The organism is Streptomyces sp. So13.3, from assembly GCF_005860785.2.
GTDB lineage: Bacteria > Actinomycetota > Actinomycetes > Streptomycetales > Streptomycetaceae > Actinacidiphila > Actinacidiphila fildesensis.
In genome coordinates this window covers 7,198,341-7,217,865 of record NZ_CP048835.1, presented here as the reverse complement: position 1 = coordinate 7,217,865, position 19,525 = coordinate 7,198,341, and the positions used below count along the sequence as shown (strand labels likewise).

Genomic DNA, 19,525 nt, shown 5'->3' with positions numbered 1-19,525 from the left:
GCCAGGGGCCGGGGTCAAGGGCCGGGGTCAGGGCCGCGGCACGTTGCGCAGGTTGGAGCGCGCCATCTGCAGCATCCTGCCGACCCCGCCGTCGAGCACCGTCCTGCTCATCGACAGCGCGAAGCCGCCGATCTGCTCACCCGTGATCTTCGGCGGGATGGACAGCGCGTTCGGGTCGGTGACCACGTCCACCAGTGCCGGCCCCTTGTGCCGGAACGCGCCGCGCAGCGCGTCCCGCAGCTCCTTCGGCTTCTCCACCCGGACCCCGTAGGCCCCGCACGCCCGCGCGACCGCCGCGAAGTCCGGGTTGTGGTTGGCCGTTCCGGACGCCGGCAGACCCGCCACCAGCATCTCCAGCTCGACCATGCCGAGCGAGGAGTTGTTGAACAGCACGATCTTCACCGGCAGTTCGTGCTGCACCAGGGTCAGGAAGTCACCCATCAGCATCGAGAAACCGCCGTCGCCGGACATCGCGACGACCTGGCGGCTGCGGTCCAGGAACTGGGCGCCGATCGCCTGCGGCATCGCGTTGGCCATCGAGCCGTGGGTGAACGAGCCGATCACCCGGCGCTTGCCGTTCGGGGTGAGGTAGCGGGCGGCCCAGACGTTGCACATGCCGGTGTCGACGGTGAAGACCGCGTCGTCCGCGGCCTCCTCGTCCAGGACCGAGGCCACGTACTCGGGGTGGATCGGGACGTGCTTCCCGACCTTGCGGGTGTACGCCTTGACGACGCCTTCCAGGGCGTCGCTGTGCTTCTTCAGCATCCGGTCGAGGAACTTGCGCTGCGTCTTGGCCCGCACTTTGGGCGTCAGACAGCTCAGCGTCTCGCGCACATCGCCCCACACCGCCAGATCCAGCTTGGAACGGCGGCCGAGGTGCTCCGGGCGGACGTCCACCTGCACGATCTTCACGTCGTCGGGCAGGAAGGCGTTGTACGGGAAGTCCGTGCCGAGCAGGATCAGCAGGTCGCACTCGTGCATCGCCTCGTACGCGGCTCCGTAGCCGAGCAGTCCGCTCATGCCCACGTCGTACGGGTTGTCGAACTGGATCCACTCCTTTCCGCGCAGGGCATGGCCGACCGGCGCCTTCACCCGCTCGGCGAAAGCCATCACCTCGTCGTGCGCGCCGGCCGTGCCGCTGCCGCAGAACAGCGTCACCTTGTCCGCGGCGTCCACCATCCGGGCGAGCGCGTCGAGCTCGGCGTCACCGGGCCGGACCGAGGGCCGGCGGGTGACGAGGGCGTGCTCGATGCTGCGCTGCGGGGCCGGCTGCGCCGCGATGTCGCCGGGGAGGCTGATGACGGAGACGCCACCGCGGCCGATCGCGTGCTGGATCGCGGTCTGCAGCACCCGGGGCATCTGCTGCGGGTTGGAGATCAGCTCGCTGTAGTGGCTGCATTCCTTGAACATCTGGTCCGGGTGGGTCTCCTGGAAGTAACCGGTGCCGATCTCGCTGCTGGGGATCTGCGCGGCCAGCGCCAGCACCGGGGCCATCGAGCGGTGCGCGTCGAACAGGCCGTTGAGCAGATGGACGTTGCCGGGGCCGCAGGAACCGGCGCAGGCCGTCAGCTTCCCGGAGATCTGGGCCTCCGCGCCCGCGGCGAAGGCCGCCACCTCCTCGTGGCGCACATGCACCCATTCGATGGCCGCGTTGCGCCGGATCGCGTCGACGACGGGGTTGAGGCTGTCGCCGACGACGCCGTACATCCGCTCCACCCCGGCTCGCACCAGGACGTCGACGAACTGCTCGGCCACGGTCTGCTTCGCCATCGGGCGCACCAATCGCTCGTCGCGGGGACTTCGCTCCATCTCCCCACGACGAGGACGGGTCCGCCACTCAGGCGCGCGCGGTCGCGTTCAGGCGTCCCAGACGCCGACGGCGGTGCGGTCGTCGGCGTAGCCCTTGACGCGGGTCTGCGCCTCGGCCAGGAACGCGGTGAGGCCCGGCGGGCGGCCGCTGCCCCACTGGTGGGCCAGCCGGGCGGCGAGGGCCGGCTCGCCGCGCAGCGGTTCGGCGAGGCCACCACTGCACAGCAGCAGCGCGTCGCCGGGATGCGCGACCGAGGCCCGGAAGCGGAAGCGCTCGCCGGGCTCCGCGTCCTTGCCGACCGGGTCCAGGTCCTGCCAGCTGCCGTCGCGGATCCGGAACAGCCCGCCGTCCCCGACGCCGAAGAACAGCCGGATGCGGCAGGACGGGTCCACCGGCAGCAGCAGGCAGCGCAGCGAGGCCGTGTACTGGCCCTCCTCCAACCCGAGGTCCTCGCCCCGGGCGCGCAGCCGCCCGTAGCAGCGGTCGGTGAGCCGGTGCAGCCCGGACTTGAGCGAGCCGCGGCGGGCGGCGCGGATGTCCTCGGACAGCCGCAGCTGGCTCCGGCCGACCGCGCCGGCGATCCACCGGCAGGCGTCCTGCGCGGCCCGGGGCGCGTCATCGGCGGCCCGCGCGCCACTGGCGACCGCCAGCAGCAGGAGGCCGTCGTCGCCGGTGCCGAAGCGCGCCGTCAGCAGCGCGTCCCGCCGGGGCTGGCCCCGGTACCGCGCGGAATCCCCGCGTACGGAGGCGGTCCGCAGCGTCAGGACGCCGTACTGCGCCCCGTCCAGCACCGTGTCGGGTACGAGGCTGTCGAGCTCGTCCGGGTGCGCCACCGGCCAGGCGGTCGGCTCCGCCGCGTACGTCGGAGGGCCGTCGCCCACGAACGGGGGCGCCGCCTCGGCGGCCGGCTCCGCCGCCGCCCATCCGGGCGGCAGGTCCGGCGCCGGGCCGGGATCAGGATCGCTCCACGTCACCGGGCCTTCGCCGAAGGCGGTCGGCGCCGGTGCCTCGTAGGGCGGCTGGTACGCCTGCCGCGGTTCCTCGTAGGGCTGCTGATACGCCTGCTGCGGTGTCTCCCGCGGCCCCCACGCCTCGCCCGCGGTGGGGATCACCCCGCCGCGCGGCGGCCGGTCCGCCGGAGCCGGCTGCGGAGCCGCCTGCTGGGACGGGACGGTGGGCGATGGCGGTGCGGGCGCCGCGGGCGGTGTCTGCGGCGGTGCGGCCTGGGCGGCCGTCCGTCCGGTCCGGCGGAGCCGGAGGGTGTCCGGCGGTCCGGGGTCGTCGTGCTCGGGCGCATCCTGGTCGTACGGGCTCCGGTCGTACGGGCCCTGTGCGTACGGATCCCGGGCGGGCGGCACCCCGCCGGCGGGCGGTTCGTCCCGAACAGGTGGATCGTCCCGGACCGCCGGTTCGTCCGGGGCGCCCACGGCGGACAGGGCCGAGGCGTAGTGGTCGTCGACCGTTTCGGCCGACTCCTGTGGATCGCCCGGTTCCGGGCTCCCGTACAACTGGCGCCACCACTCGTCCTCTTGACGAGGGTGCGTCTCCCCCTGCTGGCTCATGCCCTTATTGTCCACCGCGAAAGGCCTTCAGAAACGGTGGACGGCATACCTGACGCGGGTCCGTCGGCCGGCCCTCCCCCCACGGTGGGGTCGGCCGACGGCGCTCGAGCGAAACGACCCAAGTCGTGCCAAGTCATGCCCGCATCGCCGCCACACTGGCAGAACAGGGGGGTGAGCAGGGAAGATGTCCGCGGCGGGAAACCGCCGTGGCTCATTCCCGCCACCCTTGGGGAGGGGGCGCCGTGCTCGGTGCCATAGGACTCGACGACGTCCAGGAGTCCGCTTACCGCGCGTTGATCGGTCTCGGTGCCGCCGAGATATCCGACCTCGCGCAGCGCCTCGGCACGTCCGAGGAGGATGCGGCTCGCACACTGCGACGGCTGGAGGGACACGGACTGGTGGCCCAGTCCTCGGCCCGGCCGGGCCGCTGGGTCGCCGCGCCACCGGGCGTCGCGCTCGCCGCGCTGCTCACCCAGCAGCGGTATGAACTCGAACAGGCGGAACTCGCGGCGGCCGTGCTCGCCTCGGAGTTCCGGGCCGAGGCCACCGAACCCGCCGTCCACGACCTGCTGGAAGTGGTGACCGGCGCGAACGCCGTCGCCCAGCGCTTCCTGCAACTGCAGCTCGGCGCGGAGAAGGAGGTCTGCGCCCTGGTCACCGGCACCCCCGTCGCCGTGACCGGCATGGACAACAGCGCCGAGGAGCAGGCCGCCGAGCGCGGTGTCGCCTACCGCGTGGTGATCGAACGCGAGATCCTCACCAGCGCGAACGGCATCACCGAGCTCTCCGCCGCGATGAACCGCAGCGAGCAGGTACGGGTGATCGACCGGGTCCCGACGAAGCTGGTGGTGGCCGACGCGTCGCTCGCCATGGTGCCGCTGACCCGCCGCACCGGACAGCCCGCCGCGCTGGTCGTGCACGCCAGCGGTCTGCTCGAATCCCTGATGGGGCTCTTCGAGGGGGTGTGGCGCACCTCGATGCCGCTGCGGCTGAACGGCCTCGGCGTCGACGAGGTGCCGCTGGACGCGCCCGACTTCGTCGATCTGCAGATCCTCTCGCTGCTCCTCGCCGGGCTCACCGACGCCAGCGTCGCCAAGCAGCTCGACCTCGGGCTGCGCACCGTGCAGCGCCGGGTGAAGCACCTCATGGAGATCGCCGGGGTCACCACCCGGCTCCAGCTCGGCTGGCACGCCTACGAACGCGGCTGGGTCGCCCGGCACGGGTGACCACCCGGCCGATATCCGGGGGCGGGCGCGGCGACTATCCGGCAGGGTGAGTCCATGGGGACACCACAGCTGTGCCTGATCGGCGTCGTGATGCTGCTCGGGCTGCTCGGCGTACTGGTCCCCGGTGTGCCCGGATCGCTGCTGTGCTGGGGCGCCGTCCTGTGGTGGGCGACCAATCTGCACACCACGCTGACCTGGGGGGTCCTCGCCGCCGCCACCGGTCTGCTGGCGCTCAACCAGGTGGTCCAGTGGCTGCTGCCGGCCCGCCGCATCCGCGATTCCCAACTCACCTGGCGCAATGTCTTCGCCGCCGGTTCCACCGCCATCGTCGGGTTCTTCGTCCTCCCGGTGATCGGCGCGCCCATCGGCTTCGTGGCGTACATCTACGCCGTGGAACGCGTCCGGCTCGGGTCGCACGGCGGCGCCTGGACCGCCACCCGCACCGCCATGCGCGCCATCGGCCGCTCCGTCCTCGCCGAGCTCTTCGCCTGCCTCCTGGTGGCGGGCGCGTGGCTCGGCGCCGTCGTCTTCGGCTGACGGCCGGGACCGGCGCCCGGTGCCCTGGGCCCAGCGGCCTAGGTCCAAGAGCCGATGCCCCGGCGTCACCCCGGTGTGAGGCTGGCCGTATGACGATTTTCAGTGCGGGCGAGCGGGCGTATCTGGACGGGCAGAAGCTGGGCCGGCTGGCGACGGTGGACGGGAAGGGGCAGCCGCAGGCGAACGCGGTGGGGTTCGTGGTGCGGGACGACGGCTCGATCGACATCGGCGGGTATGCGATGGGGACGACGAAGAAGTGGCGGAACATCGCGGGGAATCCGCTGGTGTCGCTGATCGTCGACGACATCGTCAGCCGGCATCCGTGGGCGGTGCGCGGCATCGAGATCCGGGGGGACGCGGAGCAGCTGACCGGGGCGCACGATCTGGGGGCCTACCTCAGCCCGGAGGTGATCCGGATCCGGCCGCGCCGGGTGATCACCTGGGGCATCGAGGGCGAGGAGCCCGGGATGCACGGGCGGACGGTGTCAGAGGACGCCCTCTAGCGTGAGCAGGGTCCGCTTGCGCTCCAGTCCGCCGGAGTAGCCGGTGAGGCTGCCGTCCGCGCCGATCACCCGGTGGCAGGGGCGGACGACGAGCAGCGGGTTGGCGCCGACCGCGCCGCCGATGGCACGTACCGCGCCGGGCGATCCGGCGGCTTCGGCGAGCCCGCGATAGCTGACGGTCGCGCCGTACGGAACGGTGTCGAGGGCGTTCCACACCCGGAGCCGGAAGTCGGAGCCGGCGGGGGCGAGCGGGAGCTCGAACGTCCGGCGCTCGCCCGCGAAGTACTCCTTGAGCTGGCGCTCGGCCGCGGCGAACGCGGTGGGCTCACGGCGCCAGCCGGGCAGGACGGTGGCGCCGCCCCGCTGGCCGGGGACCGAGAGCGAGGTGAGGGCGGTGCCGTCACCGGTGAGGAGCAGCTCCCCGAGGGGGCTGTCGACGGTGGTGTAGAGGGTCACCGGGCCGGCCGCGGGGGTCGCGGAGCTCACGGGCGTTGCGGGGCTTACGGGGCTGGTCATGCGGTTGTCATCTCCAGTCGGGGTCGGGCGCGGTGGCCCGCGGCCCAGAGGTGGTGCAGGGCGTAGCTCCGCCACGGGCGCCACGCGTCGCTGAGCGGTGGTTCGTTGGGCAGTGCGACGTCGGGGTCGCCGAGGGCGCGGAGCCGGATGTATCCGGCCGTCCGGGCGTCGACGCCCGGCAGGGCCAGCAGCGCGCGGCCCGCCTCGTCGCGGTCGGTGCCCGGGTCGAGGCGCAGGGTGCCGGCGGCGAGCGCGCCGGTCAGCGGGCGCAGGGCGGGGTCGTCGATGCGGGCGGGTTCCGGGAAGAGGTGGGTGAGGCCACCGTCGGGGGCGGGGCGGATCGCCGCAGGCCGTGACGACGAGCGCCTGCGGCGGCCGGGTCGGCGAGTACGGCGCGCACGGCGAGCTCGTCGGGGTCGGCGGCGCCCGGTGAACGCAGCCCCGGCCGGGCGGCGATCAGCGGCCCGAGCAGCGGGTCACCGCTCAGCGAGTCCGCGACGGCGTACGGGTCGGCGTCCAGGTCGAACAGCCGGCGTACCCGCTGGACGGCGGTGGTCAGGTCCCGCAGGTCGGCGAGGCGGAGCCGGCAGTCGAGCCAGCCGGCCCGGCGGCGCTCGTCCACCTCGGCCACGCCGGGGCCGTGCGGCAGCCGCAGGGTCCGCCGGTAGGTGCGCCGGCCGGGCGGCCCGGTGATCTCCTCGATCCCCGGCACCAGCTCCGTGTGCAGGAAGTCGAAGACCCCCTGCGCGTCGTAAGGGCCCCGGTAGGCGAGCCGCAGGGGCACCCCGGAGGCCGAGCCGGGCTCCGCCGCCCGCCCGGTGGTGGCGGTGCCGGTGCCGGCCCGCGCGGCGGCGCGCAGTTCGCTCGGGGTGCGGGCGTAGATCTCGCGGATGGTGTCGTTGAACTGGCGGACGCTGGCGAAACCGGCCGCGAACGCCGTGTCGGTGACGGACAGGGTGGTGGTCTGGAGCAGGACCCGTGCGGCCAGGGCGCGCTGCGCGCGGGCCAGTGCCACCGGGCCCGCGCCGACCTCGGCGGTGAGCTGGCGGTGGACCTGGCGGGAGCTGTAGCCGAGCCGGTCGGCCAGGCCCGCCACGCCCTCTCGGTCGACCACGCCGTCGCCGATCAGCCGCATGGCGCGGCCCACGACGTCGGCGCGGACGTTCCACTCCGGCGAGCCGGGCACCGCGTCCGGGCGGCAGCGCCGGCAGGCGCGGAAGCCACCGCTCTGGGCGGCGGCGGCCGTGGGGTAGTAGCGCACGTTCCGCTGCTTGGGCGTCACCGCCGGGCAGCTGGGACGGCAGTAGATGCCGGTCGTCGCGACCGCGAAGAAGAAGACGCCGTCGAAACGGGCATCGCGGCCGCGTACCGCCGCATATCCGGTCTCTTCGTCAATCATGTTCCCCAGTCTGCGGCATCGGGCGGCCCTTCACTGGCGGAAATCGGACACGGAGATCAGCGGGGGATCAGCGATACGCGGCAACCTATGAGAGCGCTCTCCCGAGGCTGGACCAGGGAGATACCCTGTCCGCATCCAGCTCGCAGAGGAGCGTGCAGTGTCCGAGCAGACCTTCCCGTCCCGTCCCACCCTGGAGGCCGTCGCCGAACGGGCCGGGGTGTCACGGGCCACCGCGTCACGTGTGGTCAACGGTGGTGCGGGGGTGCGCGCGCCGCTGGCCGACCGGGTGCGGCAGGCGGTCGACGAGCTGGGCTACGTACCGAACCAGGCGGCCAGGACACTGGTCACCCGCCGCAACGACGCGGTGGCCGTCGTGGTCGCGGAACCCGAGACCCGGTTCTTCTCCGACCCGTTCTTCGCCCAGCAGGTGCGCGGCATCAGCAAGGAGCTGACCGCGCACGACAACCAGCTGGTGCTGCTCCTGGTCGAGGGCACCGCCGACTACGACCGGGTCGGCCGCTATCTCGCGGGCGGCCATGTCGACGGTGCGCTGATCTTCTCGCTGCACGCGCACGACCCGCTGCCCGAGCTCGCCCGCAAGGCGGGCATCCCCACCGTCTTCGGTGGGCGGCCCGGCTGGGCGGAGACCGACCGGGACCGCAACGCGCTCTACGTGGACTGTGACAACCGGGGCGGGGCGCGGACGGCCGTACGCCATCTGACGGGGCTCGGCCGCCGCCGGATCGCCCACATCAGCGGGCCGCTCGACCAGACCGCGTCCGTCGACCGGCTCGACGGTTTCCGCGACATCCTGCCGGACGCCGATCCGGCGCTGATCGCCGAGGGCGACTTCACCCCCGACGGCGGCGAGCGCGCGATGGCCGAGCTGCTGGACCGCTGCCCGGACCTGGACGGGGTCTTCGCCGCCTCCGACCTGATGGCCTCGGGGGCACTGCGGGTGCTGCGGGAGCGCGGGCGGAGCGTGCCGGGCGATGTCGCACTGGTCGGCTTCGACGACATGGTCCAGGTCGCGCAGTTGACCGATCCCCCGCTGACGACGGTCCGTCAGGACATCGAGGAGATGGGCCGGCTGATGGCCCGGCTGCTGCTGCGCAGCCTCGACCCGCGGCGCGACGCCCCCGGCGCCCTGCCGCTGTCCTCCGTGGTCACCCCCACCCACCTGGTCAGACGGCGCTCGGCCTGACGCGGTGGGCGCGGGTGGTCCGGCCGTGGTCCCCGGGGGTGGGATCCGGCCGTCGAAGTACTGGTTCCTGTTGGGACGGTTGGGAACGGAAGGCAACGGGAAGGTCACGGAACGACAGCGATTGTGAAGGTGCGGTGACGGTACGCACCCCCGCCAACAGGAGGACGCTCATGGTCTACACGATCATCCTCGGCATTGTGATCGTGGCCCTCGGGATCGCGAGCGTCGTGGCCACGTTCTGGAGCGAGGGAAGCCCGATCGCGATCCGGCGCCGTCATCGTCACAACGGCGCCGGCTGAACCCGCGCTCACCGCAGCCTCGTTGAAGGACATGGCGGGTCCGTCACCGGACCCGCCACCGGACCCGTCTCAGGCCTGCGTGCGGTCTCAGGCCTGCCTGCGGTGGCCGCCGCCACCACCGCGCTTCGCCTCGTACATCGCCCGCCCCGCCGCCGACTTCATCTTCCAGTCACGGCGCATCTCGGCGCGCAGCCGCTGGTCGGTGCGGGAGGCGATCCAGGCGTTCTCGCGCAGCAGTTTGCGGTAGCTCTCCAGCCTGCGGTGCGGCAGCGTGCCGTCCTCCAGGGCGGCGAGCACCGCGCAGCCGGGCTCCGCGACATGCGAGCAGTCGTGGAAGCGGCAGTCGGCGGAGAGCGCCTCGATCTCCGAGAAGACCTGTGAGAGCCCGGACTCGGCGTCCCACAGCCCGACCCCCCGCAGCCCGGGGGTGTCGATGAGCACCCCGCCGGTCGGCAGCGGCAGCAGATCCCGCGTGGTGGTGGTGTGCCGCCCCTTGCCGTCGGCGTCACGGATGGCCTGGACCTCCTGGATCTCCTGGCCCAGCAGGGCGTTGGTCAGGGTGGACTTGCCCGCGCCGGACTGGCCGAGGAGCACGGAGGTGCTGCCGGCCAGCACCGCGGAGAGCACATCGATGCCCTCACCGGTGCTGGCGCTCACCACGAGCACCTGGACGCCGGGCGCCGTGCTCTCGGCGTCGGCGAGCAGATGCGTCGTGTCGGCCACGAGGTCCGCCTTGGTCAGGACGACGAGCGGCTGCGCGCCGCTCTCCCAGGCCAGGGACAGGAACCGTTCCAGCCGGCCCAGGTCGAGTTCGGCGGCCAGCGACACGGCGATCACGGCGTAGTCGATGTTGGCCGCCAGCACCTGTCCCTCGGAACGGCTGGACGAGGTCGAGCGGACGAAGGCCGTGCGCCGCGGCAGCAGCGCGCGCACCGCGGGACCGGTCGGCGCGTCCGGGTCGACGGCCACCCAGTCGCCGGTGCAGGCCAGCTTCATGGGATCGGAGGAGGAGTTGACGAAGGTGGTGTCCGCGCGCAGCGTGCCGTCAGGGGTGACGACGTCGCAGAGCCCGCGGTCGACCCGCACGATCCGGCCCGGCAACAGGCCCTGGGCGGCGTACGGGGTGAATTCGGTGTCGAGAATGGAGTCCCAGCCGAACGTGGTGAACGGGAGGGAAGCAGATCCGTTGGTCAACGGAATGCCCTTCGAAAGGGCGGCCCCGGAGCTGAGGGTCTGGGAGAGGTCAGCCGGCGACCGCGGAGATAAGGATGCTGTGCGACGGGATGAGGGCAGCGCCCTGCGCAATGACAGTCATCGAAAAACACCTCCGCGTATGTGTGCCGGCCGCGGTCTTCCACCGCTGCGGTCCTGAGGACCGTACGACAGGGCCCGAAGCGCTGTCCACCGATTTATCGCGACGTGGCGAAGCGGTTCGATGTCCGATTCGTTCAAGACCCCGGGCCCGCGGCGCACCTACCGTGGCGGCATGACTCCTCGATTCGCGTTCATCGGTCTGCTCGCCTCCGACATGGCCGCGTCGCTCGCCTTCTACCGCCGGCTCGGCCTGGACATCCCGGCGGAGGCCGACACCCAGCCGCACGTCGAAGCGGCGCTTCCCGGCGGTCCGCTCCTCGTCTGGGACACCGAGGAGGTCGTACGGTCCTTCACCCCGGACTGGCAGGCCCCGCCGCAGGGCAGCGGCCGGGCCGGGCTGGCCTTCACCTGCGACGGCCCGGCGGCGGTCGACAAGGTCTACGCCGACCTCACGGGCGCGGGCCACACCGCGCACCTCGCACCGTTCGACGCCCCGTGGGGCCAGCGTTACGCCACCGTCCTGGACGCCGACGGCAACCACGTCGACCTGCTGGCGGCGCTGCCGGCCGAGCCGGGCCCTGCTGCTTGACCGACTTGACCGACGAGCTCGCCGAGCGGTACTCCGGCCAGCGCTTTCACCTCGCGCGCGAGATGGGCCTGGTCGGCGTACCGCGCCGCCACCGCGACCTCGGCGAACGGGGTGCCGCGCCGGGCCAGTTCCAGCGCCCGTTGCAGCCGCAGGACCCGCGCGAGCGTCTTCGGGCCGTAGCCGAACGCCGCCAGGCTGCGCCGGTACAGCTGCCGTTCGCCCAGCCCGGCGGCTTCCGCCGCGGCGGCCACGCTCCCGCCGGAGGCCAGCCGGGACGCCGTCGCGGCCAGCAGCGGATCCGCGGCTCCGGGCCCGCGCCGGGCGCCGGTCCCGGGTACGGACCCGGTCACCGCGTCCTCGAGCGCGCTCCCCGGATCGGCCGCGTCCCCGATCCGCTCGGCGATCCGCCGCGCGGTGCCGCCGGGCCAGACCGCGGCCAGCGGCACCCGCAGATCACGCAGTTCGTACGCCGGAACGCCCAGCACCCCCGGCCCCTGCCCGGGCGCGAACCGCAGCCCGGCGAAGCGCGCGCCCGCGGGGGTCTGCGCCACATGGGCGCGGGTGTCGGGGCCGGTGACGATCAGTTCCCCGTCGCACCAGATCACGTCCATGCAGCCGTCGGGCAGCACCCGGTAGGGCCCGCCCTCCCCGGCCCCGACGGTCCGGGTCCAGAGCACCGCGCCCGCGACCCGGGACAGCCTCTCCTGGTACACAGCTCTATTCTGCGCCGCGCCGGTCGCGGCGGCGAAGGCGTGCGCGGACGTCCGACGGCGGCAGGAAGCGCGTCCAGCGTTCGGGGAACTCGGCGGGCGGGGGGTCGTCCGGGCCGAGATCCGCGTCGTCGTCGAAGTCGTCGTCGCGGCCGTCCTCCGCGGCACGCCGCCTGGCGGCGTCGGCGACCACCCGGACCGCGGCCGCCTCCAGGGCGCGGGCGTTCTCGGCACGGGCGGCGGCGGTGGCGAGCGACGGCCAGATACGGTCCACGGCCGCGTTGACGGCGGCGCCGACGAGCACCGCGAAGGCGGAGATGCCGATCCACAGGAGCACCGCGACGGGCGCGGCCAGCGAACCGTAGATCGTCGGGCCCTCGACGGTGTTCGTGAGGTAGATGCGCAGCAGGAAACTGCCGAGGACCCACATCATCAGCGCGATGAGCGCGCCCGGCACGTCCTCGTACCAGGGCGACCGCACGGGCACCGACACGTGGTAGAGCGTGGTGAGGAAGGCGATCGACACCAGCAGGACGACCGGCCAGTAGAGGATGTGGATGGTGCCCTGGCTGCGCGGCAGCACCGAGACGAACGCGTCAGGGCCGGCGACCATCAGCGGCAGCACCAACGCGCCGACGACGAGCGCGACGATGTACAGCAGCAGGGCGAGCAGCCGGGTCTTGACGATCCCGCGGTGCCCTTCCAGGCCGTACATGATCGTGATGGTGTCGACGAAGACGTTGACGGCGCGGGAGCCCGACCAGAGCGCGATCACGAAGCCGAGCGAGATGAGATCGGGCCGCCGCCCGTGGAAGACGCTGTCCACCAGTGGCCGGACCAGCTGGTTCACGCCCTTGTCCGACAGCACCGTCGCGGACGCGGTGAGGATGTTCTCGCGCAGGTGCGCGATCGTGTCGGTGCGGATGACGGTGTCCACGTAGCCGAGCGCGCCGACCAGGCCGAGCAGCAGCGGCGGGAGGGACAGCAGAACGAAGAACGCCGCCTCCGCGGCGAGCCCGGTGACCCGGTACTCGATGGAGGAGTTGACGGTGTCCTTCAGCAGCAGCCAGCCGACCTTGCGCTTCGACACATTCCGGTACAGAGCCCGGGCCCTGCCCCAGCGGCCGGGAGGCCGCCCTTTTCTTCCATCCGCTGCGTGCACCCGCCTACGGTATCCGCCCCGGGCGGGCCCGGTCCCACCCCCTGCCGGGCGCCAGGACCGGCCCGCCGGCGGCGGGTGCGGCGCCTTCCGTACGGCGCGCGCGGGCGCCTACGGTTGCTGCCATGAGCGCCCCCACGCACACCGTGACCAACCAGCCTCCGCCGCTGGTCGGATATGACGTCCACGCCTCCGACGCCGCGCTCGTCGAGGCCGTCGAACGCCATGCGGCCCCGGAGCGGCTGACGGAGATCCAGGACGAACTGGGTGAGCTGGGCCGGGCCGCGGGCTCGGCCCAGGCGCAGCGCTGGGGGGACGCGGCGAACAGCAGTCCGCCGGTGCTGCGCACCCATGACCGGTACGGCCACCGGATCGACGAGGTCGACTTCCATCCGTCCTGGCACCGGCTGCTGGGCCACGCGGTGTCGGCAGGGCTGACCGACGCCTGGTCCCGCCCCGACGGGCATCTGCGCCGCGCGGCCGGGTTCCTGGTGTGGTCGCAGGCCGAGGCCGGGCACGGCTGCCCGGTGTCGATGACGCACGCGGCGGTGCCGGCCCTGCGCGCCGATCCGGCGCTGGCCGCCGAATGGGAGCCGCGGCTCAGCTCCCGGATCTACGATCCGCTGCTCGCCCCGGCCGGTGCGAAACCCGGCGCGCTGTTCGGCATGGGGATGACGGAGAAGCAGGGCGGCTCCGACGTCCGGGCCAACACCACCCGCGCGGAACCACTCGCCGAGGACGGCACCTACGCGCTGACCGGCCACAAGTGGTTCTGCTCCGCGCCCATGTCGGACGGCTTCCTGGTGCTGGCCCAGGCCCCGGACGGGATCAGCTGCTTCCTCCTGCCGCGGGTGCTGCCCGACGGGACCCGGAACGTCTTCGCGATCCAGCGGCTGAAGGACAAGCTCGGCAACCGTTCCAACGCCTCGTCCGAGGTGGAATTCGACGGGACGTGGGCGCGCCGGGTCGGGGAGGAGGGCCGGGGGGTGGCGACCATCATCGAGATGGTCGCGGCGACCCGGCTGGACTGCGCTGTCGGTTCCGCGGCCATCATGCGGCAGGCGGTCGCCCAGGCGGTGCACCACGCCACCCACCGCGGCGCGTTCGGCGGTCCGCTGATCGACAAGCCGCTGATGCGCAACGTCCTGGCGGACCTGGCCCTGGAGTCGGAGGCCGCCACGACCACCGCGATGCGGCTCGCCGCCTCCTACGACACCGGCACGGAACAGGAGCGGCACTTCCGGCGGCTGGCGGTGGCCGTCACCAAGTACTGGGTGACGAAGCGCTGTCCGGCCGTCGCCGTGGAGGCGCTGGAGTGCCTGGGCGGCAACGGGTACGTGGAGGAGTCGGGGATGCCCAGACTGTTCCGCGAGTCCCCGCTGAACTCGGTCTGGGAGGGGTCGGGCAACGTCCAGGCGCTGGACGTGCTGCGGGTGCTGCGGCGCGACCCGATGGCCCTGAACGCGTTCCTCACCGAGATCGGCCTGGCCCGCGGCGCGGACCACCGGCTCGACGGTGCCATCAAGGGGCTGCTGACGGAACTCGCCGACCTGGACGGGGTGGAGGCCCGTGCCCGGCGCATCGTGGAACGGATGGCCCTGATCCTCCAGGGCTCCCTGCTCGTACGGTTCGCCCCGTCCGCCGTGGCCGACGCGTTCTGCGCCTCACGCCTCGGCGGCGACTGGGGAGCCACGTTCGGCACCCTTCCGCACACCCTCGACCTGGCCTCGATCGTGGACCGCGCCCGGCCGCTCACGGACTGAGCGGCGCTGTGTGCGGGGCGCTGGGCGACTGGGCTCTGGGGTGGCGCGGCGGCGGCTCTCACCCTCGGAGGGGGGCCTGGAAAGGTGAGCGGCCGCCACCGCGCCGGCAGAGGGTGGCGCCGCGCCGACTCGGCACCACCCCCGGTCCTGGTGCCCTCGATGCCCGAGGGCAGCCGTGCCGGAATCACGAGGTCGGCCGGGACGGCGAGCGACGCCGACAGCCCGTCCACACAGGCTACTTGGGAGCGTGAAGAAGGGGACCCGTCACGCAGGTATCCGGCGTCGGGAGCGCCACCGACGACCACCCGGGACGGTGTGGTCGACATGGCGGGATTCCCCCCTTGTGTGACGCGTCGGACGGTGCAACGGATCTCCCAGGAGACCGGGTGCGGCATCGCCGCGTCACTGTCCGTCGGGCCCCCGCGCACCCGCAACAGTTGCAGCTCGTTGCAATGGATATGCCGGTTGCCGGGGCACCGCGGACGTAGCGGCGGCACCATGGGCAGCAGGACGTGAGAAGCAGTCAAACCGGGGGCAATGTGACAGACCCACCGATCGGTCTCGGCCGTCTCGGGGCCATGGGCGTCCGCGAGTCGGCGCGGTTGCTCGCCGGCGTGCACGAGGCCGCCCTGGCGGGTGACGCCCCGCCCGCGGCGCCCCGCACGGTGATCAGCGAGTCCTGGCTCCGGGTCAGGAACCACGGGGTGGATCCGGACATCGGCCGGCACGCCGGCCTGCTCTCCACGGAGGAGCTCGAACACCGCCGGCAGTCCTCGCCGCTGGGCGACGTCATGCCGCTGCTGCGCGAGGGACTGGTGACGGTCGCCGACGTCGCCTGGCACATCATGGTGGTCACGGACGGCGAGGGCCGGGTGCTGTGGCGGGACGGCAGCCTCGCGGTGCGCAGGAGTGCGGACCGGCTCGGTTTCGCCGAGGGCGCGTCCTGGGCCGAGGACGTGGTCGGCACCAACGCCATCGGCACCGCGCTGGTGACGCGCGCGCCCGTCCAGGTGCACTCCTCCGAGCACTTCGTACGCACCCACCACGCGTGGACCTGCGCCGCCGCGCCCCTGCACGATCCGCGGGACGGCCGGCTGCTCGGCGTCGTCGACATCAGCGGCCCCGCCGCCACCATCCACCCGGCCACCCTGTCCCTGGTGACCGCCGTGACCCGGGTCGCCGAGGGCGAACTCCGGCGGCGGCACTGGGCCTCCATCGAACGGCTGCGGGCGATCGCGGCACCGCTGCTGGCGCGGATGGCGGGGGCGGACGACCGGGCCGTTGCGGTCGACCGCAACGGCTGGACCGCCGCGGTCACCGGCATGGCGCCCCCCGACCGGGTGGCCCTGCCGGCCTCCGTACGGTCCGGCGAGATGTGGCTGCCGAGCCTGGGCAGGTGCACCCTGGAGCCACTGCCCGGCGGCTGGCTGATCCGGGTCGGCGCCGACCGTGACCCGGCGGCCCCCATGAGCCGGGTCGTCCTGGACGTCAGCCGGGCACGCGCCTGGACGGTGACGGTCTCGGGCGCGGCGGGCAGCTGGGCACAGCAGCTCAGCCCGCGCCATGCCGAGCTGCTCTTCGTGCTGGCGCTGCATCGGGGTGGGCGCAGCGCGGCAGAGCTGGCGCAGGACCTGTTCGGGGACGCGGGCCGGACGGTGACGGTCCGCGCGGAGCTGTCGCGGCTGCGCCGCAACCTTGCGGGGGTGCTGGCGCATCGGCCCTATCGGTTCGCGGACGGGGTGGAGGTGGAGTTGGTGCGGCCGGAGCGGGGGGCCGATCTGCTGCCGCATTCGGTGGCGCCGGCGGTTCTGGCTGCGCGGCACGGCTGATCGGGTCGTTCGTGGGTCGGGGGCCGGGCCCTCCGGGGCGGGGCTTCGAAATCGACTCTTTACGGGCGTGGCCGCCCACAAATAGCTCGGCAGCATGTCGAAACCCCACCCCTGCGAACCCGTCCCCCTCACGTCACAGCCGGCCTGCGGGAGCGCGGGTCGCGGGGAACGCCCGGCTGAGCAGCGAGGCGGGCGCCGCCGCACCGACACACGCGCATCCGTCCTCCGCCCCTCACGTCCGCGGATGCCCACGCACGTGCATCCGTCCTCCGCCCCTCACGTCCGCGGATGCCCACGCACGCGCATCCCTCCCCCACCCCTCACCTCCGCGGGTGCCGACGCACGTGCATGCGTGACTGGTAAGGGCGGGTGGGTGGGGAAAGCCCGCCGCAGGCGCAACGGCGCGGCAGGGGCCGACGTACCCCCACCACCGCCGGAGGCGCGCGGCGCAGCGTTAGAGCTGATGCGGCCAGGGCGGGTTCGCGCCCTGTACCGCGCAGGTGGCGGCAGCCACTGCGGTCCCCAGGGTGACCGCCTTCTGGACGTCCGCAGGAGTGAGGGCGGTGAGGCGGCCGCCGAGGTGGCCCGCGCCGTGCAGATGGTGCAGCAGGCCCGCCATGAACGCGTCGCCCGCTCCGACGGTGTCGACGACGTCGCACCGCTGGGCCGGTACGTGGAGTCGTTCGCCGTCGAGGGAGGCGAGGGCGCCCTCGGGGCCGAGGGTGATGACGACGAGGGGGACGCCGAGGGCGTGCCATTCGTCGCAGGCCTTTTCCAGCGGGGTGCCGGGGTGGAGGTGGGCGAGGTCGTCGTCGCTGAGGCGGAGGATGTCGGCCGCCGCGCACCAGCGGGACAGCCGCTGCCGGTAGCGGTCGGGGGGTACGAGGCCCGGTCGGACGTTCGGGTCGATGCTGATGGTGGTGCGGGGGCGGAGGTCGTCGAGGAGCTCTTCGACGCGGCCGGCGCCGGGGTCGCGCACGAGGGCGAGGGAGCCGGTGTGCAGACAGGCCGGGTCGGCGGGCAGCCCGGCCGTCAGCTCGGCCGCCGTCCACTGCCAGTCGGCGGTGCCCTCGGCGTGGAAGGTGTAGCGGGCCCGGCCGGCCGCGTCGAGGTCGGCGACGGCGAGCGTGCTGGGCTCGGCAGCGTCGGGGCAGCCGGTCAGGTCGACGCCGGAGCCGGCCAGTCGCTCGCGGAAGAGCCGGCCGAAGACGTCGCCCGACAGCCGGCCGAGGAACCGGGTGGGCGTGCCGGGCCGGGCCAGCGCGACCGCGGTGTTGGCGGGGCCGCCCCCCGGTCCGGCGAGCCGGCCGCCGGACCGGGGGGCGGCGAAGGCGTCGGCTACGCATTCGCCGAGGACGACGACGGGACGGCTCGGACTCGTGCGGGACATGCGGGACAGCGTACGAGGCTCTGCCGGGTGGCGGCAGGGGCGTGGAGGGGGCCTACTCCGGCGGCCCTGGGGCGCGCGCCCTGCACCACCCGATCGCCTGCCAGCTGTCGCCGCCCGCCCGCCCCGCGTCTAGCGTTTCGGAGGGTGGTCCCCCGGGGCCCCGAGCGGGAGGAAGGCCATGGCCACGGAGCAGCCGGCGCGCAAGGGCCTCGCCACACCCGTCGCCGTCGCTCTGATCGCTGTCGTCGGGGTGGCCCTGATCCGCAGCGGTTCCGAGGAGCGGGCTCTTCCTCCGCAGCCCGCCGCGGCGGCCGCCGTCGAAACGATTCCGGGTGTCGTCCCCCCTGCCGCCCGGAAGGTCCCGCCGCCGTTGCCGGCCTCGCCGCCGGTCCGGGTCAGGATTCCGTCGATCGGGGTGAACGCCCCGCTGATCACCGTCGCGCTCGACAAGGACGGCTGGGTGGGCTCGCCGCCGGCGGCGGAGAAGAACCTGGCCGGCTGGTTCAGGAACTCCCCCACGCCGGGCGCGGCCGGCACCTCGGTCATCGACGGGCATGTCGACAATCTGGCGGGGCCCGCCGTGTTCTACGGTCTCGGCGCCCTGAAGAAGGGGGACCGCGTCGAGGTGACCCGCCGGGACGGCCGCACCGCGGTCTTCGACGTGTACGGCGTCGAGGCCTTCGCCAAGGACGCGTTCCCGGCGAAGCGGGTGTACGGCGACACCGGCGCGGCCGAGTTGCGTGTCATCACCTGTGGCGGCGGCTTCAGGGAGAAGGGCGGATACGACGGCAATGTCGTCGTCTTCGCCCGGATGGGCGCGGTGCGCTGATCCGGTCGCGGCTGTGCGGCGGCGGCGAATTAGGCTGGTGGCATGAGCATCAGCGTGACCACCTGGTCCCTCGAACAGACCGCACCGGCGGATCTGCGGCCCTCGGCCGTGCCCGCCGCCGGGTCGGGGGTCCGGATCGTGGCCGCCGAGGTGCCGTCGCCCGACTTCAGCCGCTTCCTCTATGCGTCGGTCGGCGCGGACTGTCTGTGGACCGACCGGCTGGGCTGGACGTACGGGCGCTGGCAGGCGCATCTGGACCGGCCGGGCTCGGAGACGTGGGTGGTGTACGACCGGGGCACCCCGGCCGGGTTCGTGGAGCTCGACCCGCAGGACGACGGCGTCGTGGAGATCATGTACTTCGGGCTGCTGCCGGCGTTCCGGGGCCGCGGCATCGGTGGCCATCTGCTGTCGTACGGGACCGCGCGCGCCTGGGACCTGGCCGGCCGGTGGCCGGGGCGGGCCGCGACGAAGCGGGTGTGGGTGCACACCTGCAGCCTGGACGGGCCGCACGCGATGGCGAACTACGAGCGGCGCGGGTTCCGGCTCTTCGACACCAGGACGGCGGACGAAACGGATCAGCCGGTCCCCACCGGCCCGTGGCCCGTGGAGCAGTGACGCAGAGCACAGCGTCTCACCAAATGGGATAATCTGGTCCACATGCTGGACGACGGTGGACTCGTCCAAGACCCTCATGCCACGCTTCCGACATGTCCCGCACTGGAATCGCCTTGGTAGGTCGGCCGCACGTCGACTTCTGCCGCGTGTCCAGCGCCATCTGTCCGGCGAGCTGATCGCGCCGCGCCGGTTGGCGCCGGCACCCCCGCCACCCTCTCGCGCCGTGGTCGCGCATGCGCCCCGGCGCCGCCAACTGCCCTGATCGATTTCA

The 19,525-nt window shown here is 73.4% G+C and carries 18 protein-coding genes and 1 pseudogene; 11 read left to right on the top strand and 8 right to left on the bottom strand.

Features of this window, described 5'->3' with window-relative positions; all coding sequences use genetic code 11:
* Positions 1–27: 27 nt before the first annotated feature.
* Positions 28–1,770: a pyruvate dehydrogenase gene (locus C8250_RS32270; RefSeq protein WP_138358046.1), complete on the bottom strand. Its 1,743-nt coding sequence runs from the start codon at positions 1,768–1,770 to the stop codon at positions 28–30.
* A gap of 87 nt (positions 1,771–1,857) precedes the next feature.
* Complete coding sequence (locus C8250_RS32265; protein WP_138358044.1) at positions 1,858–3,372, bottom strand: protein phosphatase 2C domain-containing protein; 1,515 nt, start codon at positions 3,370–3,372, stop codon at positions 1,858–1,860.
* Between the two features lie 242 nt (positions 3,373–3,614).
* On the opposite strand from C8250_RS32265, the gene C8250_RS32260 reads away from it, so the two are divergent.
* The 3 genes from C8250_RS32260 (at position 3,615) to C8250_RS32250 (ending at position 5,638) form a co-directional block, all read left to right on the top strand.
* Complete coding sequence (locus tag C8250_RS32260; protein WP_138358042.1) at positions 3,615–4,598, top strand: LuxR family transcriptional regulator; 984 nt, start codon at positions 3,615–3,617, stop codon at positions 4,596–4,598.
* Between the two features lie 54 nt (positions 4,599–4,652).
* On the top strand, positions 4,653–5,135 hold the full coding sequence (locus tag C8250_RS32255; RefSeq protein WP_138358040.1) for a DUF456 domain-containing protein: 483 nt from the start codon (positions 4,653–4,655) through the stop codon (positions 5,133–5,135).
* Positions 5,136–5,224: 89 nt separating this feature from the next.
* Entirely contained in the window at positions 5,225–5,638 is a 414-nt protein-coding gene (locus C8250_RS32250; protein ID WP_138358038.1) for a PPOX class F420-dependent oxidoreductase, read from the top strand.
* Here C8250_RS32250 and C8250_RS32245 read toward each other — a convergent pair.
* Together C8250_RS32245 and C8250_RS32240 are read right to left on the bottom strand one after the other, a co-directional pair.
* The gene (locus C8250_RS32245) at positions 5,621–6,154 is read right to left on the bottom strand and encodes a methylated-DNA--[protein]-cysteine S-methyltransferase (protein WP_138358036.1); all 534 of its coding nucleotides are present in this window, start codon (positions 6,152–6,154) and stop codon (positions 5,621–5,623) included. The genes C8250_RS32250 and C8250_RS32245 overlap by 18 nt on opposite strands.
* Positions 6,151–7,553, bottom strand: a pseudogene (locus C8250_RS32240) (AlkA N-terminal domain-containing protein). The gene C8250_RS32245 and the pseudogene C8250_RS32240 overlap by 4 nt, the downstream one beginning before the upstream one ends.
* A gap of 157 nt (positions 7,554–7,710) precedes the next feature.
* Here C8250_RS32240 and C8250_RS32235 point away from each other — a divergent pair.
* Complete coding sequence (locus C8250_RS32235) at positions 7,711–8,757, top strand: LacI family DNA-binding transcriptional regulator (RefSeq protein WP_138354343.1); 1,047 nt, start codon at positions 7,711–7,713, stop codon at positions 8,755–8,757.
* Positions 8,758–8,927: 170 nt separating this feature from the next.
* Positions 8,928–9,056, top strand: coding sequence for a hypothetical protein (locus C8250_RS44525; protein ID WP_269276532.1), 129 nt, complete (start codon positions 8,928–8,930; stop codon positions 9,054–9,056).
* Positions 9,057–9,143: 87 nt separating this feature from the next.
* Here C8250_RS44525 and rsgA read toward each other — a convergent pair whose 3' ends face one another.
* Entirely contained in the window at positions 9,144–10,250 is a 1,107-nt protein-coding gene (gene rsgA, locus C8250_RS32230) for a ribosome small subunit-dependent GTPase A (protein ID WP_232485436.1), read from the bottom strand.
* Between the two features lie 241 nt (positions 10,251–10,491).
* Here rsgA and C8250_RS32225 point away from each other — a divergent pair, with 241 nt between their 5' ends.
* A complete protein-coding gene (locus tag C8250_RS32225; RefSeq protein ID WP_187145052.1) occupies positions 10,492–10,959 on the top strand; it encodes a VOC family protein in 468 nt (155 codons plus the stop codon).
* Here the strand turns inward: C8250_RS32225 and C8250_RS32220 are convergent.
* Positions 10,878–11,672: a helix-turn-helix domain-containing protein gene (locus C8250_RS32220; RefSeq protein ID WP_138354341.1), complete on the bottom strand. Its 795-nt coding sequence runs from the start codon at positions 11,670–11,672 to the stop codon at positions 10,878–10,880. The genes C8250_RS32225 and C8250_RS32220 overlap by 82 nt on opposite strands.
* Positions 11,673–11,676: 4 nt before the next feature.
* Positions 11,677–12,831 (bottom strand): YihY/virulence factor BrkB family protein, encoded by a 1,155-nt coding sequence (locus C8250_RS32215; protein ID WP_138354340.1) that lies wholly within the window; start codon positions 12,829–12,831, stop codon positions 11,677–11,679.
* 122 nt (positions 12,832–12,953) lie between these two features.
* On the opposite strand from C8250_RS32215, the gene C8250_RS32210 reads away from it, so the two are divergent.
* Positions 12,954–14,591 carry an acyl-CoA dehydrogenase family protein gene (locus C8250_RS32210; protein ID WP_138354339.1) on the top strand — a complete coding sequence of 546 codons (1,638 nt, stop codon included), beginning with the start codon at positions 12,954–12,956 and terminating at the stop codon, positions 14,589–14,591.
* A gap of 578 nt (positions 14,592–15,169) precedes the next feature.
* Positions 15,170–16,420: a GAF domain-containing protein gene (locus C8250_RS32205; protein WP_138354353.1), complete on the top strand. Its 1,251-nt coding sequence runs from the start codon at positions 15,170–15,172 to the stop codon at positions 16,418–16,420.
* Between the two features lie 454 nt (positions 16,421–16,874).
* Here C8250_RS32205 and C8250_RS32200 read toward each other — a convergent pair whose 3' ends face one another.
* Positions 16,875–17,810 (bottom strand): carbohydrate kinase, encoded by a 936-nt coding sequence (locus tag C8250_RS32200; RefSeq protein WP_187145051.1) that lies wholly within the window; start codon positions 17,808–17,810, stop codon positions 16,875–16,877.
* Positions 17,811–17,988: 178 nt separating this feature from the next.
* On the opposite strand from C8250_RS32200, the gene C8250_RS32195 reads away from it, so the two are divergent.
* From C8250_RS32195 to C8250_RS44940, 3 genes are all read left to right on the top strand, one after another.
* The gene (locus tag C8250_RS32195) at positions 17,989–18,639 is read left to right on the top strand and encodes a class F sortase (RefSeq protein WP_138354337.1); all 651 of its coding nucleotides are present in this window, start codon (positions 17,989–17,991) and stop codon (positions 18,637–18,639) included.
* Positions 18,640–18,681: 42 nt separating this feature from the next.
* The gene (locus C8250_RS32190) at positions 18,682–19,254 is read left to right on the top strand and encodes a GNAT family N-acetyltransferase (protein WP_138354336.1); all 573 of its coding nucleotides are present in this window, start codon (positions 18,682–18,684) and stop codon (positions 19,252–19,254) included.
* A gap of 92 nt (positions 19,255–19,346) precedes the next feature.
* Complete coding sequence (locus C8250_RS44940) at positions 19,347–19,430, top strand: putative leader peptide (protein WP_331283982.1); 84 nt, start codon at positions 19,347–19,349, stop codon at positions 19,428–19,430.
* Positions 19,431–19,525 lie beyond the last annotated feature (95 nt).